This is a genomic window from Halorubrum xinjiangense (assembly GCF_049604745.1).
GTDB classification, from domain to species: Archaea; Halobacteriota; Halobacteria; order Halobacteriales; family Haloferacaceae; genus Halorubrum; species Halorubrum xinjiangense_A.
Genome location: NZ_CP187140.1, coordinates 738,605 through 755,244, shown reverse-complemented (window position 1 = coordinate 755,244; position 16,640 = coordinate 738,605). Strand labels below are relative to the sequence as shown.

At 68.2% G+C, this 16,640-nt stretch carries 11 protein-coding genes and 1 tRNA gene; 2 read left to right on the top strand and 10 right to left on the bottom strand.

Features of this window, described 5'->3' with window-relative positions; genetic code table 11:
- Genes ACOZ35_RS04755 through ACOZ35_RS04745 form a run of 3 tightly spaced genes read right to left on the bottom strand, consistent with a single transcriptional unit; the run spans position 1 to position 6,634 of the window.
- Entirely contained in the window at positions 1-528 is a 528-nt protein-coding gene (locus tag ACOZ35_RS04755; protein WP_424015303.1) for a DUF7287 family protein, read from the bottom strand.
- Entirely contained in the window at positions 518-2,548 is a 2,031-nt protein-coding gene (locus tag ACOZ35_RS04750; RefSeq protein ID WP_424015302.1) for a type II secretion system F family protein, read from the bottom strand. Before ACOZ35_RS04750 ends, ACOZ35_RS04755 begins: the two co-directional genes overlap by 11 nt.
- Before the next feature lie 27 nt (positions 2,549-2,575).
- Positions 2,576-6,634, bottom strand: a complete 4,059-nt coding sequence (locus ACOZ35_RS04745) for an ATPase, T2SS/T4P/T4SS family (protein ID WP_424015301.1) — start codon at positions 6,632-6,634, stop codon at positions 2,576-2,578.
- Between the two features lie 107 nt (positions 6,635-6,741).
- On the opposite strand from ACOZ35_RS04745, the gene ACOZ35_RS04740 reads away from it, so the two are divergent.
- Positions 6,742-7,440: a DUF1405 domain-containing protein gene (locus ACOZ35_RS04740; protein ID WP_424015300.1), complete on the top strand. Its 699-nt coding sequence runs from the start codon at positions 6,742-6,744 to the stop codon at positions 7,438-7,440.
- Positions 7,441-7,603: 163 nt separating this feature from the next.
- Here the strand turns inward: ACOZ35_RS04740 and ACOZ35_RS04735 are convergent.
- The 3 genes from ACOZ35_RS04735 to ACOZ35_RS04725 all read right to left on the bottom strand — a co-directional run bounded on the left by ACOZ35_RS04735 (position 7,604) and on the right by ACOZ35_RS04725 (position 9,002).
- Positions 7,604-7,676 (bottom strand) — tRNA-Arg (locus tag ACOZ35_RS04735).
- Positions 7,677-7,729: 53 nt separating this feature from the next.
- Complete coding sequence (locus ACOZ35_RS04730; protein WP_424015299.1) at positions 7,730-8,011, bottom strand: Sec-independent protein translocase subunit TatA/TatB; 282 nt, start codon at positions 8,009-8,011, stop codon at positions 7,730-7,732.
- Between the two features lie 73 nt (positions 8,012-8,084).
- The gene (locus ACOZ35_RS04725; RefSeq protein ID WP_424015298.1) at positions 8,085-9,002 is read right to left on the bottom strand and encodes a hypothetical protein; all 918 of its coding nucleotides are present in this window, start codon (positions 9,000-9,002) and stop codon (positions 8,085-8,087) included.
- Between the two features lie 145 nt (positions 9,003-9,147).
- Between ACOZ35_RS04725 and ACOZ35_RS04720 the strand changes: the two genes are divergently transcribed.
- On the top strand, positions 9,148-9,618 hold the full coding sequence (locus ACOZ35_RS04720; RefSeq protein WP_424015297.1) for a redoxin domain-containing protein: 471 nt from the start codon (positions 9,148-9,150) through the stop codon (positions 9,616-9,618).
- 33 nt (positions 9,619-9,651) lie between these two features.
- Here ACOZ35_RS04720 and ACOZ35_RS04715 read toward each other — a convergent pair whose 3' ends face one another.
- The 4 genes from ACOZ35_RS04715 to gyrB all read right to left on the bottom strand — a co-directional run bounded on the left by ACOZ35_RS04715 (position 9,652) and on the right by gyrB (position 16,617).
- Positions 9,652-11,691 (bottom strand): AMP-binding protein, encoded by a 2,040-nt coding sequence (locus ACOZ35_RS04715; RefSeq protein ID WP_424015296.1) that lies wholly within the window; start codon positions 11,689-11,691, stop codon positions 9,652-9,654.
- A gap of 48 nt (positions 11,692-11,739) precedes the next feature.
- Positions 11,740-12,123 (bottom strand): hypothetical protein, encoded by a 384-nt coding sequence (locus ACOZ35_RS04710; protein ID WP_424015295.1) that lies wholly within the window; start codon positions 12,121-12,123, stop codon positions 11,740-11,742.
- Between the two features lie 79 nt (positions 12,124-12,202).
- Positions 12,203-14,704 carry a DNA gyrase subunit A gene (gyrA, locus tag ACOZ35_RS04705; RefSeq protein WP_424015294.1) on the bottom strand — a complete coding sequence of 834 codons (2,502 nt, stop codon included), beginning with the start codon at positions 14,702-14,704 and terminating at the stop codon, positions 12,203-12,205.
- Entirely contained in the window at positions 14,701-16,617 is a 1,917-nt protein-coding gene (gene gyrB, locus ACOZ35_RS04700) for a DNA topoisomerase (ATP-hydrolyzing) subunit B (protein WP_424015293.1), read from the bottom strand. The genes gyrA and gyrB overlap by 4 nt, the downstream gene beginning before the upstream one ends.
- Between the last annotated feature and the right edge of the window lie 23 nt (positions 16,618-16,640).

Here is a 16,640-nt window from a genome sequence, read left to right as displayed (position 1 = left end):
TCACCACACCCGCAGCGTGAGCCGGTAGGTCTCCGGCGGCTCCCTGTCTCCGGGGTCGTCGATGGTGACGATGCGGCTCGCCGACGAGACGCTCGTGCTGCTTGGCGGCGCGGGGCCGGCGCGCATCGCGACGGCGGTCCCGTCCGAGTCGAGCGACGCGATGGTCCCGTGCTGCGTTACGGTGAGGTTGAGTCCGCGACGGTCGGCGATGCCGAGTTCGGCGTGGAGGTCGTCGGCGTTCGCCGTCCAGGCGCAGTCCGAGTCGTCGCTCGCTGTCTCCGGATCCGTCCGGTCGAAGAACGCGAACGTACAGGCGTGCGACAGCGTCGCCGTCGACCCGGCGCCGGCGAGCGACGACTCCGCCAGCCGCGCCGCGCCGCGCTCGGCGACGATGACCGTCGCCCCCTCGCCGACGGCGTACGGCTCCAACAGCGACGGGACGAACGCGAAAGTGAACCCGACCGCGACGAGGAACACCGACATCCCCACGACGAAGTCGAGGACGGTCTGGCCGCGGTCATCCGACATAGATCCACACCCCCAGCGCCAGCGTCATCAGGATCACCGCGAACTTCACGCCGGAGATCAGCTCCGCGTCGCGGATGTAGCCGCTGATGAATCCCGAGAGGATCGCCTGGATCGTCACCGCGTGGAAGAACAGCATCGAGAGGACGTCAGGGTCGACGCCGCCTCCGCCGCCGCCGAAGCCCGCCCCGCCGCCCCCGTCGCTCTGAGAGACCAAGTCGCCCATCACGTCGATAAACTGCGTCTGGAGGATGGCCATCACACCGAGCAGCGTGATGTACGTCATCACGATGATCGCGACCTGCATCCGTGTCCGCGACTTCCGCTCGCGCTCGATGTCGTCCTGGTTCTCGGAGGCCTGCGCGGCGGTCGTCAACACGTCCGTGATCTGCGAGGAGGCCTCCTGCGCCTCGGTGATCAGCTTCACCGTCCGCGCGAGCCGGGGCACCGCGTACGAGTTGTTGAACTCCACGAGGGCGTCCCGCAGGCTCATCCCGTAGTTCACCTTCGCGTGGATCACCTCGAACTCCTCGGCGAGCTTCCCGGTCGACGTCTCCGAGACCGTCTGGACGGACTCCAGCAGCGTCTGTCCGGTGTCGTTCGCGGAGGAGAGCTTCCGGAGCGTCTCCGAGAGCTTCCCGGTCACCGCCCGGCGCGAGCGCTGGTGCCACTCGTAGAAGAACCCGAGCGGGATCAACACGACGTAGACGGGGACGTAGAGCCAGACGAACGCCGACCACACCGGCCGGGCGACCCACCCGTCGAACGTCGTCGGCGCCGACCCGGCCCCGGCCGCGACGACGACGAGCGCGAGCGCCGCGGGTACGGTCAACGCGAGGGTGTACAGCGGGTTCTCGCGGAGGAAGAGGTGCGGCGCGGCGAGGATCTCCTTCGTCTTGTGGGTCCCCTCGCGGTCGCGGATGCGGTCGAAGACGGAGAAGGTCCCGACGAACGCCTCCACGAGCCCGAAGTGGAAGAGTCCCTCCTGGCTCGTTTGTCGGAGCCGCTCGCTCCCGCCGTCCGGCTGGAGGTAGCCATCGCCGGGCTCGTCCTGTTTCACCGTCGAGACCAGCACGAGGAAGCCGGCGCCGACCAGGGGGATGAGGACGTAGACGGTCGCGTACAGCAGCCGGTCGTCGGCCTCGCCCATCATCCCCATGATGACGAGGATGATGATGAGCAGCAGCGGGAACAAGGAGAGCGTCATGTACATCTCGCCGAACAGCTCAAGCGTCTCCAGCGTCATCTCGCGCTCCTGTTTCGACGTGCGGAGGTGTTTCTCCTTTTTGTCCTTCAGGAAGCTCTCCATGTCGCCGCCGGAGTTGACGATCGAGAGCATGTCGGCGAGGAACTGCGAGAGCTCGTCTGAAGGGGTCTCCATCGACTGCTGGCGGATCGCGTTCCGGTAGTCCGTGCCGAAGTACTCCGTCTCGTTGACGATGCTCTGGAACTCGCGGGACACTTCGCCGTAGGTGTCCTCGGCGGTCGCCATCGCGCGCAGGATCTCGAGCTGGTTGAGCCCGCCGACGGAGAGCGCGTACATGAACGACACCGAGTCCGCGAGCAGGAGGTTGATCTCCCGCTTCCGTGCGGAGGCTCGTGAGTACGGGACCGCGACGAGGCCGCCGAACCCGATCGCGAATCCGATCGAGCCGAAGATCAGCCCGCTGAGAAGCACCGCCGTCGGCACGACGAGCGAGCGGAGCAGCTCCCGGATCGCGGGCGTCGGCGCCGGCATGCCCAGCGAGAGCGACGACGGGTCGATCAGCCCGAGCGAGAACACTCCGTAGCCGATCAGCGTGCCGAGCGCCCACAGCGACCCGCCGACGAGCAGGCCGACCGCCAGCGCCAGCGAGACGTACATCTCGACCTGGTCCGGCATCCGCGCCTCCGCCAGCTTGCGCTCGACGTCCGCAACGAAGTCTCCCTCGGGGTCGAACAGCAGCTCGAACACCGGGTAACACAGCTCCGCGAGGACGTTCGCGTCCATGCCGCCGTCGCCCGCGTCCACGTCGAGGCTCACGGCGCAGCCCTCACGACGGGCATGAGATTACCCGTCCTCCGCGGGCTCGACGGCGTCGAACCCCCAGTCGTCGATGTCGTCGGCCGATCCGTCGTCGAGGCCGTCGCCGCTCTTGTCTTCGGCGTCGTCGGGCTCGCTCTCCGCTTCGGTGTCGTCGCTCTCGTCCGCTTCCTCCGCAGACTCTCTGCCGTCTCCGTCTGTCTCCTCGGTGGCTGGTGCGCCGGAGGGGTCCTCTGGGACGGGTTCCGCGGCGCTGAACCCCACGCTCACGTCTGGGTCCGCGTCAGGGGCTGTGTCCGCATCCCGTTCGGTGTCCGCGTCCCGCTCGGTGTCCGCGTCCCGCTCGGTGTCCGCGTCCCCCTCGGTCGGCTCCGGGGGCGACGAGAGCACGTCGACCCCCTCGTCGAACGGCTCCCCGAAGTCGATCTGGTTCGGGTCGCCGGAGCCGTCGCCGGCTGCCTCGGAGACCCCTTCGAAGTCGCCGTGCGCAGGGTCCGGCGACGGGGGTCCCGAGGGGCCCGAACCCTCCGCGTCCCTGCGCGGCTCGTCCGGGTCGTCCGGGTCGTCCGGGTCGTTCGAGTCCGTCGCGCTCGGCGCCGGTTCCGGACCGGCCGGGTCCGCGTAGGCCGCCTCGGCCTCCCGAGCCGTCTCGGCGAGCGCCTCGCGGTCGCTCGTCGGCCGGGCCTCGACGTCGCCCGCGTGATTCATCTCTAAGAGGGCGTCGGCGACCGAGTCGGGCACCTCGCCGCGGTACGTCTCGAAGATGTCATCGGCGGCGTCGAGTATCTCCGCGGCCTCCGCTTCGCCGTCCGCGTCCGGATTCGGCCGGGGGACCAGCTCCTCCTTCTCGCGGTCGACGTTGATCAGCACCGACTCCATCTCCCGGAGGTCCTCCAGCGAGCGCTCCAGCTCCTCGTTGGCCATCAGCGCGAGCACCGTTTCCGGGTCGTTGATGAACGCCTGGAACGTCGCCGCCACCTGCGCGTAGCTGTTGAGCCCGCGGTCGATGAGGTACGCCAACACGACCCGGCGCTTGCGCAGCTCCTCGTCGAGGGTCGCCCGGCTCCACCCGCGGTCGAACATGATGTCCTCGAGGGTGTTCGAGTCGCCCATCTGGAGGAACTCGTCCGTCTCCGCCTGCCATTGGAACACGTCCTGGACGTTGATCTCGTCGTTCTCCGCGTCGTAGTGGTTGATCTCGGTGATCGACTTGTTCCGGCGCACCTTCTTCCCCTGAACGCGGGTGGAGGTCTGGATGGAGACCAGATCCAGCGCCGTGAACATCGTCTTCGAGACGTTGATCGGGTCGGTGGTGAACCGCTTGAGCACCTCGCCGACGGAGTCGGCGTGGAACGTGGTGTAGGTGGTGTGGCCGGTGGACATCACCTGGAAGGCGGTCCGGCCCTCCTCGCCGCGGATCTCGCCCATCACGATGTAGTCCGGGCGCTGACGGAGCGCGGCCTCCAGCAGGTCGAACTCGTCGATGTCGCCTTTGTCGTCGTCGGAGAAGGAGGGGCGCGTGACGGAGGCGATCCAGTTGCGCTGGGGGAGCTCCACTTCGCGGGTGTCCTCGATGGAGACGATCTTCGCGTTCGAGGGGATAAAGAGGGAGACGGCGTTCAGGCTCGTCGTCTTCCCGGAGGCGGTCCCGCCCGCGAAGATCAGGCTCTTGTGGTTCTCGATCGAGAGCCACAAAAAGGCCATCTCGTCGAGCGAGAACGTCTTCCAGTTGATCAGGTCGATCGGGGTGAAGGGGACGTCGTTGAACTGCCGAATCGTGTAGTTGGTCCCGTGGTCGGACACCTCGCGGCCGAGCGTGAGCTGGGCGCGCGAGCCGTCGGGGAGGGTGGCGTCCACCTGCGGCCGGCGCTTCGAGATCCCCTTCCCGGAGCGCTGGGCGAGCTTCACGACGAAGTCGTCGAGCTCGTCGGTGCCGTGGTAGACGTTGGTGATGATCTGCTCGTACTCGGAGTGGTAGACGAAGACGGGGGAGTTGTACCCGTCACAGGAGATATCCTCGACGTTGATGTCGTACTTGATCGGGTCGATCCGCTCGTAGCCGATGAAGTCCCGCTTGAGGTAGTACAGCAGCTTCTCGACCTGGTGGGCCGACAGGGTTCGGGAGTCCTCGGCGAGCACCGCGGGCTCCGGACGGGCGCTGATCTTCGGCCGGTCCGTGGGCGCTTCCATCGGGGGCTCGTAGCCCAGCGACTCCGCGATCCGCCCGGCGATCCCCTCGGTCGGGTCGATCCCGAACCGGTCGACCAGCGTGTCCGCGATGCCGCGCTCGTCGCCCTCGTCCTCGTAGAGCCCGTAGCGGTCGAGCAGCGTGCGCGTCTCCTCGACGATCACCTCCTCGCGGAACGCCTCGTCGCCGCCCGCAATCGACTCGTCGGCGTACTTGATCGACGTGCGGAGCTTCCCGGTGAGGAACTCGGTGAGGTCCGCCTCGATCTCCGTCCGGTACGGCTGGACGGCGTAGTACTTCGCCTCGTTCTCCTTCCGCGACCGGAAGACGATGACGAACGCGTACGGCTTGTTCACCCAGTAGCGCTCCTCCTCCTGGAAGTGCGTCTTCTTTTGCATCGGCACCGCCTTCTCTAGGTCGTACCGGTTCGTCAGCGTGGTGTGGCCCTCGTCGGTCGAGAAGAACGCGTCCTCGTCGATATCAGGGTTGACGTCCACGGTCCGCTCGTCGACGAGGTCGGCGAGGTCGGCCGCGGCGCTCCCGCCCGCCCCGAGCAGCTCCTCGGTGCGGTCCGGGTCGAAGCCGAGCGCCTCGGTCTTGTCCTCGTGGGTGAACTCGATCGGGACCGCCTCACCCTCTTCGTTCTCCTCGGTCGGCGGGTTCCCGTCCTCGTCGAGGAAGAACTCCTCGCGGTAGTTATCCCACGTGTAGTACCCCTTCAACACCGGAACGGAGTAGGGGTCGTAGCGGGCGGCGCACAGGTCCCAGAGTACGTCGCCGACCGCGGCGGCCGCGCGGAATCGATAGTCGGTCTCGCCCGGGTCGAATCCGAGGAGCGTCGCCGGGTCGAAGTCGACTCGGTCCCAGTCCTCCGGGGTCGGCGCGCGCGACGGCACCGACTCGACGCTGTCCCCGGAGGCGACGACGACACCGGAGACGCCGCCGCGCCCGACCGGACTGTCGAAGACCGTCTCGGGGGTGGTGTGGACGCGCTCGGTCTCGTCGGGGTCGTGTTCCTCGTCTGTATCCGAACGCGACTTTTCGCCCTCGTCCGCGCCGGATTCCGCGCCGGTGGCCTCTTCGTCCGAATCTGTCTCGTCCGCGTCGGATCCCGCCTCGTCCTCCGGAGCGTCGTCGGTGGCCTCGGTGTCGGCGTCCTTTCCGGGGTACTCCTCCTCAGCGGACTCATCCTCGCGCTCGTCCTTCTCGGCGGATTCGGGTGTCGCGGCCGCCGCCACGCGCTCGCCGGTCGGCACGACGGCGGCACCATCGAGGACGACGGCGTCGGGGCCGGCCACGGGCGTCCCCCGCTCCGGGGTCCCGTGGCCGGGCACGTCCGTCTCGCCGTCAGCCTCGAAGGGCGCGTCGACGCCCCGGGCGCGGACGACCTCGCCCGCGCCGTTCGGCAGGTGGAACGCGACGGCGTCCGCCGGGACGACCGGTGCGTCCGGCACGTCGGCGTACACCTGCTCCGCGGCGTCCTCGCGTCCTCGCTCTGCGAGCAGCGACCGCCAGGTGTACCGATCGGTGACGACCGGCGCGCCGTCGCTCGTTTCGTCCCGCTTGTCGGGTTCCGAGAGGTCGGACGCACCGGCGTCGGAATCGTCCGTCTCGTCTTGGTCTCCCGACTCCGCCCCCGCCGTGTCCGGATCAGTCGCTTCCGGTTCGGTCGCATCCGCGTCCGGTTCGGTCGTATCCGCGTCCGGTTCGGTCGTATCCGCGTCCGCCGTGTCTTCCTCCACCGCATCCGCCTCCGCAGTGTCTGTGTCCGTTCCGGCCGCGTCCGCCTCTGGGCCGGGGTCCGCCGCGTCCGCCTCGGGCTCCGCTGCGTCGGACGCCGATCGATCGCCCTCTGGATCGGATCGGGGGGCGGACCGCTCGGCGTCCTCGTTGGCCATAGTCGGGGGAACGGCGCGTCCGTTGAAAAAGGTGTCTCGCAAAACACCGCGATTGATAATCGTCTGCGACGGGCGGATTTTAATCCCCCGCGAACCGATCGTCGTCCGTGTCACGCGCCGAGCGACTCCGACGGCTTCGACGACTCCGCCGACCGGCGGTCAGGCGGCGGGTCCGGGCGGCGATCGCCGAGGAGCTGCTCGGGACGCCGCGGAGCCTCGCCGTCGTCTTCGCGTTCACCGCGTTCATGCTCGCGGTGGGGATCGGGTACTACGCGCCGACCGCGGGCGAGGTGCCGGTCGCGCTCTGGCCGCTGTACGCGGACTCGGCGGTCGCCGTCGCGCTCGGCGGCATCGTCCTCGCGACCCTCGTACCGACCGTGCGACGCGGCGGCGACCTCACCGCGGCTGCCCCGGCGTCGCGGCCGTTGGCGTACCTCCACACGCTCGCGTTCGTCTGGCTGGTCCAGTTCGGGGTCTGGCCGCTGGTCTCGCTCAACCTCGCGTTCGGCGAGTACGTCGCCGCGCCCGACGCCTGGATCTACTACTGGGGCGTGATCGGCACGCACCTGCTGTTCGTGGGGCTCGCGCTGCTGTTCCCCGCGTTCGGGCGCACGACGCGCGGGGCGCTCGCGACGGCGCTCGCGCTCGGCGTCGCGAATGTCGTCCTCGACTACGGGTTCGGCTACCACCCGCCGCTGTTGTACGAGCCCGGACCCGGGCTGGCGGCCGCAACCCTCGCTATCGCGGTCGGATCGGTCGCGCTCGCCTCGCGTTCGTTCCGGCGGCTGGGGGAGGAGTCGGACTGAGAAGCGTTCGGAAAGTCGATTTCGGCGAACGTCATTTAAATATCCACACGGCTACGGCGAACGTCATTTAAATATACTAAAAGGGCGCGGCGGGATCCACGCGAGCGAACGCAGTGAGCGAGCGTGGAGCTAGTCGCGCCCGTGACTGAGCGAAGCGAAGGAACGGGCGCGACGGGATTCGAACCCGCGATCGAGAGGTTAGGAACCTCTCGCCCTGTCCGCTAGGCCACGCGCCCAGAACGTGTGGAGAAAACGGAACGGCGGGAATCGGTCGGCGGAGGGGGCCGGCTTACGAGCTGGTTTCCTTGTTGGTCTCGGTCTCGGTCTCGAGCTCGTCGAGGTCGTCGTCCTCGTCGTCGAGCGTCGAGTCCGCCTTCTCGCCGTCTTGCATGTCTTTCAGTTCCTCTTCGACCTGTTCGCGGCCCTTCTTGAACTCTCCCATCGCCTGGCCGGTCGACCGAGCGAGCTTCGGGATCTTGTTCGCCCCGAACAGCAGGACCAACACGAGCAGGATGATGAGGAGCTCCGGCCCCGCCGGAATGCCGCCGATTAGTGGTGTCGCACTTACCATCTCTGTCTCGCAGTAGCCCTGTGTCGATTATAGTCTTTTTGCCTCGTCCGATCCGACGCGCGGGCCGCCCGAGTCAGTCCGGCCGGGAAAGATGCGTGAAGTACCAGCTCCCGTCGTAGCGGACGAGGGGGACAACCTCCCCGTCAGCCGAGAGCGCGTCGAGGACCGTCGCGAACGCCTCCGAGTGTGGCGGGGACTCGGCGTACTCCGAATCGACGGCCGCGTCGAGGATCGCTCGCTGGTCCGCGGTCGGATCGTCGATCGACCGGCCCCGCTCCTTGCCGACGGCCCGACGGAACTCGTGCTGCGACGAGGCGACGCGGTCGGCGCGGACGGCGACCGTCGCGACGTCGACCGACCGTTCCCCCTCGAACGCGAACCGGAGCAGTTCGCCGTCCCACTCGACCCGCTGCCCGTCGTTCTCCGGCACGAACAGGGAGCGCTCTCGCCGCTCGGCGGACGCGTACGCGAACGTGGCCTCGAACGGCGGGTAGTGGGGCGCGTGGATCAGCGACGCGTCCCCGATTGCGTCGCGAACGGTGTCCCGGTCGTGCTCCGGGAGGTCGGCAAACGGCACGCTCGATGGGGGACCGAGGAGGAACGAGTCGACGGAATCAACCTCGACCGTATAGTCGTAACCGGGCGCCTCGACGGAGCGGAGAGCCTCGGTTTCGATCCGGTAGTACTCGGGCGAATCGGTGACGACGTACGGCGCCGAGACGCCCGGCGCGTAGTATCCCTCGACCGTCGCCTCGTCGCCATCGACCGCGGTCCGGACGGCAGTCCGTCCCGCGTGGCTGACGGCGCCGATCGGCGTGCTGAACTCGTTCGAAACGCCCACGGGTGACGCCTCGTCGAGCTGAAGCGCCGTCTCCGCTCGGGCGTCGTCTCCGGAGTCACCGGTGAGACACCCGGACAGCGCCGTCAGGGAGGCGGTCGCCGCAAGCAGTGCCGTCTCTCGGCGGGTCGGGCGGTGTGGAGGGCCGGACATGAACGGGCGTTCGTCGGTGGCGCACTTGATTCTCCCCCCGAACGCCGAGCGGGCTGCCCGCCGTTGATACGGGTCGGGGAAGTCGGGACTCCGGCCGGGTTCCGCCGTCGAAACCGTGATACCCGCGGCCGACGAGATGTCTGATATGCCAGACGTCGGCGACGACGCCCCCGACTTCACCGGATCGCTCGTAGACGGCGACATCGAACCGTTCGAACTTGCTGACCACATCGGCGAGGAACCGGTCGTGCTCGCCTTCTTCCCCGCCGCGTTCTCGAACACCTGTACCGACGAGATGGAGGCGCTGCGCGACGGATTCGACCGCGACGACTGTACGCTGTTCGGCGTGAGCACCGACCTTCCGCACGCGCTCGGGGCGTACCGGACGCAGTACGACCTGCCGTTCGCCTTGGTCGGCGACCCCGACCACCGTGCGATCGAGGCGTACGATGTGATCGAGGACTTCGAACACTACGGCGTCGAGACGGTCGCACAGCGCGCCGTCTTCGTGATCGACACGGACGGGACCGTGACGTACCGGTGGCTCGCGGACAACGCCGGGCAGGAGCCGGACTACGACGCTGTCGAGGAGGCGGTGGCGGACGCGACCGCTTGAGGAGCGGAACAGTCCGACCGGAAGTCGCTTCGGTCAGGCCGGGTCGCGCAGCGCCTCCAGCGCCTCCGGGTTCTCCATCGACGAGAGGTCGCCGGGGTCCTCGTCGTTGTACACCGACTCGATCGCGCGCCGGATGATCTTCCCCGACTGCGTTTTCGGGAACGCGTCGACGAACAGCAGCTCTCGCGGCCGGAACGGCTTCCCGTGCTCGTCGCCGACCAGCGCCCGTAGCTCCTCGCGGAGGTCGTCGCTCGGGTCGACGCCCGGTTCGAGGACGACGTACGCGACGACCGCGGTGCCGGTGGTGTCGTCGGGGACGCCCACCGCCGCCGCCTGGTTGACGGCGTCGTGGTCGATGAGGACGCCCTCGATTTCGGCCGGGCCGACCTTCCGACCCGCGACGTTGAGCGCGTCGTCGGCGCGGCCGTGGAGGAACCAGAAGCCGTCTTCGTCCTTCTGCGCGAAGTCGCCGTGGTCCCACAGGTCGTCCCACGTCGACCAGTACTCCTCGAGGTAGCGCTCGTCGCCCGACCACAGCGACTTCGTCATCGAGGGACAGGAGTCGCGCGCGACGAGGTAACCGCGCCGCCCCGACTCCTCCACCGACTCGCCGGTCTCGTCGACGATGTCGATGTCCATCCCGAGCCCCGGGCCGCCGAGCGTACAGGGCTTCAGGGGCTGGTTCGGCATCGGCATCAGGAAGCAGCCGCAGATCTCCGTCCCGCCCGAGATGTTGACGATGGGGCAGTCGCCGCCGCCGACCGCGTCGTAGAACCAGCGCCACGACTCGGGGTCCCACGGCTCGCCCGTCGACCCCAGAATCCGGAGCGAGGAGAGGTCGTGGTCCTCGACCCACTCATCCCCGTGCTTGCGGAGCGCACGGATCGCGGTCGGCGAGATGCCGAACTGCGTGATTCCGTGCCGGTCGATCATCTCCCAGAAGCGGTCCGGCTCGGGGTGGTCGGGCGCGCCCTCGTACATCACCACCGTCCCGCCGAACGCGTGGTTGCCGATCAGCGTCCACGGGCCCATCATCCAGCCGATGTCGGAGACCCAGAAGAACCGGTCCGCGGGCTTCTGGTCGAAGCCGAAGTGGATCTCCTTCGCGCACTGGGTGAGGACGCCCGCGTGGGTGTGGACGATCCCCTTCGGCGTCCCGGTCGTCCCCGAGGAGTACAACAGCATAGATTCCTGGTCGCTCGGGAGATGTTTCGTCTCGTACGTCGCGGACTGGGAGCCGACCGCCTCGTCCCACGTCCGGTCGCGCTCGTCGTCCCACGGGACGGGGTCGGCGTCGTCGGCTTCGCGGCCCGCGTCGTCGCCGTCGCTCGCGGGCGTCGCCCCGAGCCGGTCGTACACGACCACCTCCTCGACCTGTCCCGCGTCCGCGATCGCCTCGTCCGCGGTCGCCTTCAGGCGGACCTCGTCGCCCCGCCGGTAGAACCCGTCGCCGGTGAAAAGCACCGAGGGCTCCGCGTCGTCGATCCGGGTCGCGGTCGCCTCGCGGCCGAAGCCGGAGAAGATCGGCACCGCGATCGCGCCGACCTTCAGGCAGCCGTAGAGGATCGCGACGACCTCGGGCACCATCGGCATGTAGAGGCCGACGGTGTCGCCGGTCTCGACGCCCGCCTCAGTCAGGTAGTTCGCGACGCGGTCGCTCTGTCGCCGGAGCTCGTGGAAGGTGATCTCGCGGACGTCGCCGGGTTCGCCCTCCCAGATCAGCGCGACGCGGTTCCGGTTCGGCGAGTCGACCGCGGCGTGGCGGTCGACGACGTTGTGCGCGACGTTGACCTCGCCGCCGGGGTACCAGTCGGAGAACTGCGGCCCCTCCGTGTCGTCTCGGACCGTGTCGTAGTCGGTGTAGAAGTCGATGTCGAGGTAGTCGACGATCTCGTCCCAGAACCAGTCGACGCCCGATTCGGGCTCGCCGGCGACCTCCGAGGTGGTGCGCTCGATGAGCGCCTCGTAGTCGTCGATCCCGTACTCGCGCATGAACGCGGCGACGTTCGTCGACTCGGCGAACGCCTCGCTCGGCGCGTGTACGACCTCGTCTATCCCCTCGTACTCGTCCATCTCGTCCGGGGGTTTTCGCGGCGACAGTAAGTAACTTTCCTGAAGAACCTACCGCGGGTCGACGCACTCGCCCGCAACCTCGACGGTCTCGCCGTCGACCGCGACCTGCCCGTCGTACACCGCGCAGGTCTCCGCGTCCCACGCGAGCCGACCCTCCCAGTCGGCACCCGTCACCGTGACCTCGTGGCGCCCGCTGGCGCCGACGGTGACCTCGAACGCGCGAGCGACGCCCGCGTCGACCCGGTCGGATTCCTCTTCGTACGTCGTCCCGTCGTCTCCCGCAACAGTCACGTCCACGTCGACGGGGTCGTCGCCGTCGTTGCGGACCGTCAGGTCCAGTCGGCCGGGGTCGGACTCACCGAGGCCGAGACAGCCGGCGGCCGCGGCTGCGAGCGCGCCGGTGCTCGCGGCGAGGAGTCTGCGTCGTTCCATGGCGATCGCTCGTCGCGGCGGGACTTCAAGCCCGGACACCGTGGGCGGGAAAACGCGGAAAAAACCGGTTCTCGGTCCGCTATTCGTCGTCCGTCTCGTCGTCGTCCGTCTCTTCCTCGTCCGCGGCGGCGTAGACCGACTCGGGGACGATGTCGACGGAGGCGACCTCGTCGTCGGGGTCGAGGTTCATCACGATGACCCCCTTCGTGTTGCGGCTCACCGTCGAGATCTCCTCGACGCGGGTCCGCATGATCTGGCCGGCCCCGCTCATCGCGACGAGGTGGTCGCCGTAGGTGACCGCCTCGATGGCGACGACCCCGCCGTTGCGGTCGCCGGTCTTGATGTCGACGAGCCCCTTCCCGTTGCGCGACTGCGGGCGATACTCGTCGAGGTCCGAGCGCTTCCCGTACCCGTTCTCGGTGACGGTGAGCACCCAGTTGTGGTAGTCGGCGTCGATGGCGGCGACGCCCGCGACGGCGTCGCCCTCGCGGAGGTCGATGCCGATCACGCCGCGGGCCGTGCGCCCCATCGCGCGGGCGTCCGATTCGTCGAACCGGATCGCCATCCCGTTCCGGCTCCCGATGACGATGTCGCGCTCGCCGTCGGTCACCTCGACGTCGACGAGTTCGTCGCCGTCCTCCAGCCGGATCGCCCGGATCCCGGTCGACCGGATGTTACCGAACTCGTCGACGGCGGTCCGCTTGATGTAGCCGTCGCGGGTGACCATCGTGAGGAACTCGTCGTCGTCTAAGTCCTCGGTGTTGACGACCGACTCGATCTCCTCGCCGTCGTCGAGGTCGAGGAGGTTGACCGCGGACTTCCCGCGGGCCGTGCGGGACATCTCGGGGATCTCGTAGGTCTTCAGCTCGTAGATCTGCCCGCGGTTCGTGAACACGAGGAGGTAGTCGTGGGAGTTGGCCGCGAACACGGAGGAGACGCGGTCGCCCTCCTTGAGCCCGGTGCCGATGATCCCCTTGCCGCCGCGGTTCTGCGCGCGGAACTCGTCGAGCGGCATCCGCTTGATGTAGTCGTCCTCGCTCATCACGACGACGCACTCCTCTTCGGGGATGAGGTCCTCGTGGGTCACGTCGCCCGCGTCCTCGATGAAGCTCGTGCGGCGCTCGTCGTCGTACTCGGCTTTGATCGCCTGAAGCTCGTCGACGATCACCTGGTCGAGCTCGTCGGGGTCCGAGAGGATCGTCTCCAGCCGCTCGATCCGCGCTTTTACATCCTCGTACTCGTCTTCGATCTCGGCCGTCTCCATCGACGTGAGCGAGCCGAGCTGCATCCGGACGATGTGGGCCGCCTGCGCCTCGGTGAAGTCGAACGTCGACTCCAGCGCGGCCTTCGCGGCGTCGCGGTCGTCGGAGTCCTGGATCGTCTCGACGACGCTGTCGACGTTGTCGAGCGCCTTCAGGCGCCCTTCGAGGATGTGCGCGCGGTCCTCGCGCTCCGCCAGCTCGTGTTCGGAGCGCCGGCGCACGACCTCGCGGCGGTGGTCGACGTAGTGCTCTAAGGTCTGTTTGAGGTCCAGCACCTGCGGCGAGCCGTCGACTAAGGCGAGGTTGATGACGCCGAACGTGCGTTCGAGGTGGCTCTCCAACAGCTGGTTTTTCACCACTTCCGCCATCGCGTCGCGCTTGAGCTCGACAACGATCCGGATCCCGTCGCGGTCGGACTCGTCGCGGAGGTCGCGGATCCCCTCGATGGCGCCCTCGTTGACGTCCTCCGCAACCCGCTCGACGAGCCGCGACTTGTTCTGCTGGAAGGGGAGCTCGCTTATGACGATCCGACCCTCCCCCTCGTCGACCTCGAACTCCGCACGGACGCGGATCCGCCCGCGACCCGTCTTGTACGCCTTGTGGACCGCGTTCCGCCCGACGATGTTCGCGCCGGTCGGGAAGTCGGGCCCCTTGACGTGTTTCATCAGGTCCTCGACGGTCGCGTCGGGGGTCTCGATGAGCTCGACGGTGGCGTCTATCACCTCGCCGAGGTTGTGCGGCGGAATGTTCGTCGACATCCCGACGGCGATGCCGGAGGAGCCGTTGACGAGCAGGTTCGGGAACGCCGCGGGCAACACCTCGGGCTCTTCGAGCCGGTCGTCGTAGTTGGCGGAGAAGTCGACCGTGTCGCGCTCGATGTCCGCCATGAGCTCCTCGGCGATGGGGGCCATCCGGGCCTCCGTGTACCGCATCGCGGCCGGCGGGTCGCCGTCGACGGAGCCGAAGTTCCCCTGCCCGTCGACGAGCGGGTAGCGCATCGAGAAGTCCTGCGCCATCCGCGCGAGCGTGTCGTAGATGGCGCTGTCGCCGTGCGGGTGGTAGTCACCCATCGTCTCGCCGACGACGGAGGAGGACTTCCGGTGCGCGGAGTTGCTTGTCACGCCCGCCTCGTTCATCGCGAAGAGGATGCGGCGGTGGACGGGCTTGAGCCCGTCGCGAACGTCCGGGAGCGCCCGCCCCGCGATGACGGACATCGCGTAGTCGATGTACGACTGCTCCATCTCGTCTTCGATGCGGGCGTTCGTCACCTGCGCCGCGCGCACGTCTGCCGGGTCCGGATCGGGGCTTTCCGAGCTCATATGTCCACCCACTCCGCCTCGGTCGCGTGCTCTTTGATGAACTGCTTGCGCGGCTCGACCGCGTCACCCATCAGCACGTTGAACATCCGGTCCGCGGCGGCCGCGTCGTCGATGTTGATCCGCTTGAGCCGGCGGTTCTCCGGGTCCATCGTGGTGTCCCACAGCTGATCCGGGTTCATCTCGCCGAGGCCCTTGAACCGCTGGACCTGCGTGGGGTTGCCGTCGCACTTCTCTTCCACGATGCGGTCGCGTTCTTCCTCGGTCATCGCGTCGTACGTCTCGCCGCGGTAGCGGACGCGGTAGAGGGGCGGCTGGGCCGCGTACACGTAGCCCGCTTCGAGCAGGGGCTTCATGTGGCGGTAGAGGAGGGTTAAGAGGAGCGTCCGAATGTGGGCGCCGTCGACGTCGGCGTCCGTCATGAGGATGATCTTGTTATACCGGACGTCGTCGATGTCGAACTCCTCGCCGATGCCGGCGCCGATCGCGGTGATCAGCGCGCGGATCTCGTCGTTCTCGAGGATGCGGTCGAGTCGGTGTTTCTCGACGTTGAGGATCTTCCCTTTAAGTGGAAGAATCGCCTGGTTCTCGCGGTTGCGGCCCTGCTTGGCCGAGCCGCCCGCGGAGTCGCCCTCGACCACGAACAGCTCGGCCTCGGTGGGGTCGCGGGTCTGACAGTCCGCCAGCTTGCCGGGCAGCGCGGTCGATTCGAGCGCCGACTTCCGGCGCGTGAGCTCCTCGGCCTTCTTCGCGGCCTTTCGGGCGCGGGCAGCCTCGGCGGCCTTGTGGACGACCTTCTCCGCGGTGTCCGGGTTCTCCTCGAAGAAGGTGCCGAGCTTCTCGTGGGTCGCGGACTCGACGACGCCGCGGACCTCGCTGTTGCCGAGCTTCGTCTTCGTCTGCCCCTCGAACTGCGGGTCGGGGTGTTTCACGGAGACGACCGCCGTGAGCCCCTCGCGGACGTCCTCGCCCTTGAGGTTGGCGTCGAGGTCGTCGACGAGCCCGTGCTCGTTGGCGTAGTCGTTGACGGTCCGCGTGAGCGCGGTCTTGAACCCGGTGAGGTGGGTGCCGCCCTCGCGGGTGTTGATGTTGTTCGCGAACGCGTGGACGGAGCCCTGCAGCTCCTCGGTCGCCTGCATCGCGACCTCGACGTGGACGCCGTCGGTCTCGTCCTCGAAGTAGATGACCTCCTCGTGGATCGGGGAGCGCGTCTCGTTGAGGTACGCGACGAACTCGCGGATGCCGCCGTCGTACTTGAACGTCTCCTCGGTGCCGTCGCGGTCGTCGACGAGCCGGATCTCGACGCCGGAGTTGAGGAACGCCAGCTCGCGCAGCCGGTTCGCGAGCGTCGACGTCTGGAACTCCGTCGTCTCGAAGATCTCCTCGTCGGGCCAGAAGCGGATCTCCGTGCCCGTCGACTCGTCGGCGTCCATGTCGCGGACGCGCTCGAAGCCGTCCTCGGCGGGCTCGCCCTGCGCAAATCGGTGGCGGAAGACGCCGCCGTCGCGCTTGACCTCGACCTCCAGCCGCTGGGAGAGGGCGTTGACGACGCTGACGCCGACGCCGTGGAGGCCGCCGGAGACCTGGTACGACTTGGAGTCGAACTTCCCGCCGGCGTGAAGGACGGTCAGGATGACCTCCAGCGCGGGTCGGTCGTACTCCTCGTGGGTGTCGACGGGGATGCCGCGCCCGTCGTCGCTGACGGAGACGGAGCCGTCGTCGTGGATCCGCACCTCGATCTCCTCGCAGTGGCCCGCGAGGGCCTCGTCGATGGAGTTGTCGACGACCTCGTAGACGAGGTGGTGGAGCCCCCGACCGTCCGTGGACCCGATGTACATCGCCGGTCGCTTACGGACGGCCTGTAGGCCTTCAAGGACCTGTATTTGGCCGGCTCCGTATTCACTCTGCTCTGACATAGGAACTTACCCTCGCTAATCGC

What these genes read in the sequence shown, in the direction of transcription:
- ACOZ35_RS04755 (WP_424015303.1), bottom strand. Translation starts at nt 528, where the DNA reads ATGTCGGATGACCGCGGCCAGACCGTCCTCGACTTCGTCGTGGGGATG.
- ACOZ35_RS04745 (WP_424015301.1), bottom strand. Translation starts at nt 6,634, where the DNA reads ATGGCCAACGAGGACGCCGAGCGGTCCGCCCCCCGATCCGATCCAGAG.
- ACOZ35_RS04730 (WP_424015299.1), bottom strand. Translation starts at nt 8,011, where the DNA reads ATGGTAAGTGCGACACCACTAATCGGCGGCATTCCGGCGGGGCCGGAG.
- ACOZ35_RS04725 (WP_424015298.1), bottom strand. Translation starts at nt 9,002, where the DNA reads ATGTCCGGCCCTCCACACCGCCCGACCCGCCGAGAGACGGCACTGCTT.
- ACOZ35_RS04720 (WP_424015297.1), top strand. Translation starts at nt 9,148, where the DNA reads ATGCCAGACGTCGGCGACGACGCCCCCGACTTCACCGGATCGCTCGTA.
- ACOZ35_RS04715 (WP_424015296.1), bottom strand. Translation starts at nt 11,691, where the DNA reads ATGGACGAGTACGAGGGGATAGACGAGGTCGTACACGCGCCGAGCGAG.
- ACOZ35_RS04710 (WP_424015295.1), bottom strand. Translation starts at nt 12,123, where the DNA reads ATGGAACGACGCAGACTCCTCGCCGCGAGCACCGGCGCGCTCGCAGCC.
- gyrA (WP_424015294.1), bottom strand. Translation starts at nt 14,704, where the DNA reads ATGAGCTCGGAAAGCCCCGATCCGGACCCGGCAGACGTGCGCGCGGCG.
- gyrB (WP_424015293.1), bottom strand. Translation starts at nt 16,617, where the DNA reads ATGTCAGAGCAGAGTGAATACGGAGCCGGCCAAATACAGGTCCTTGAA.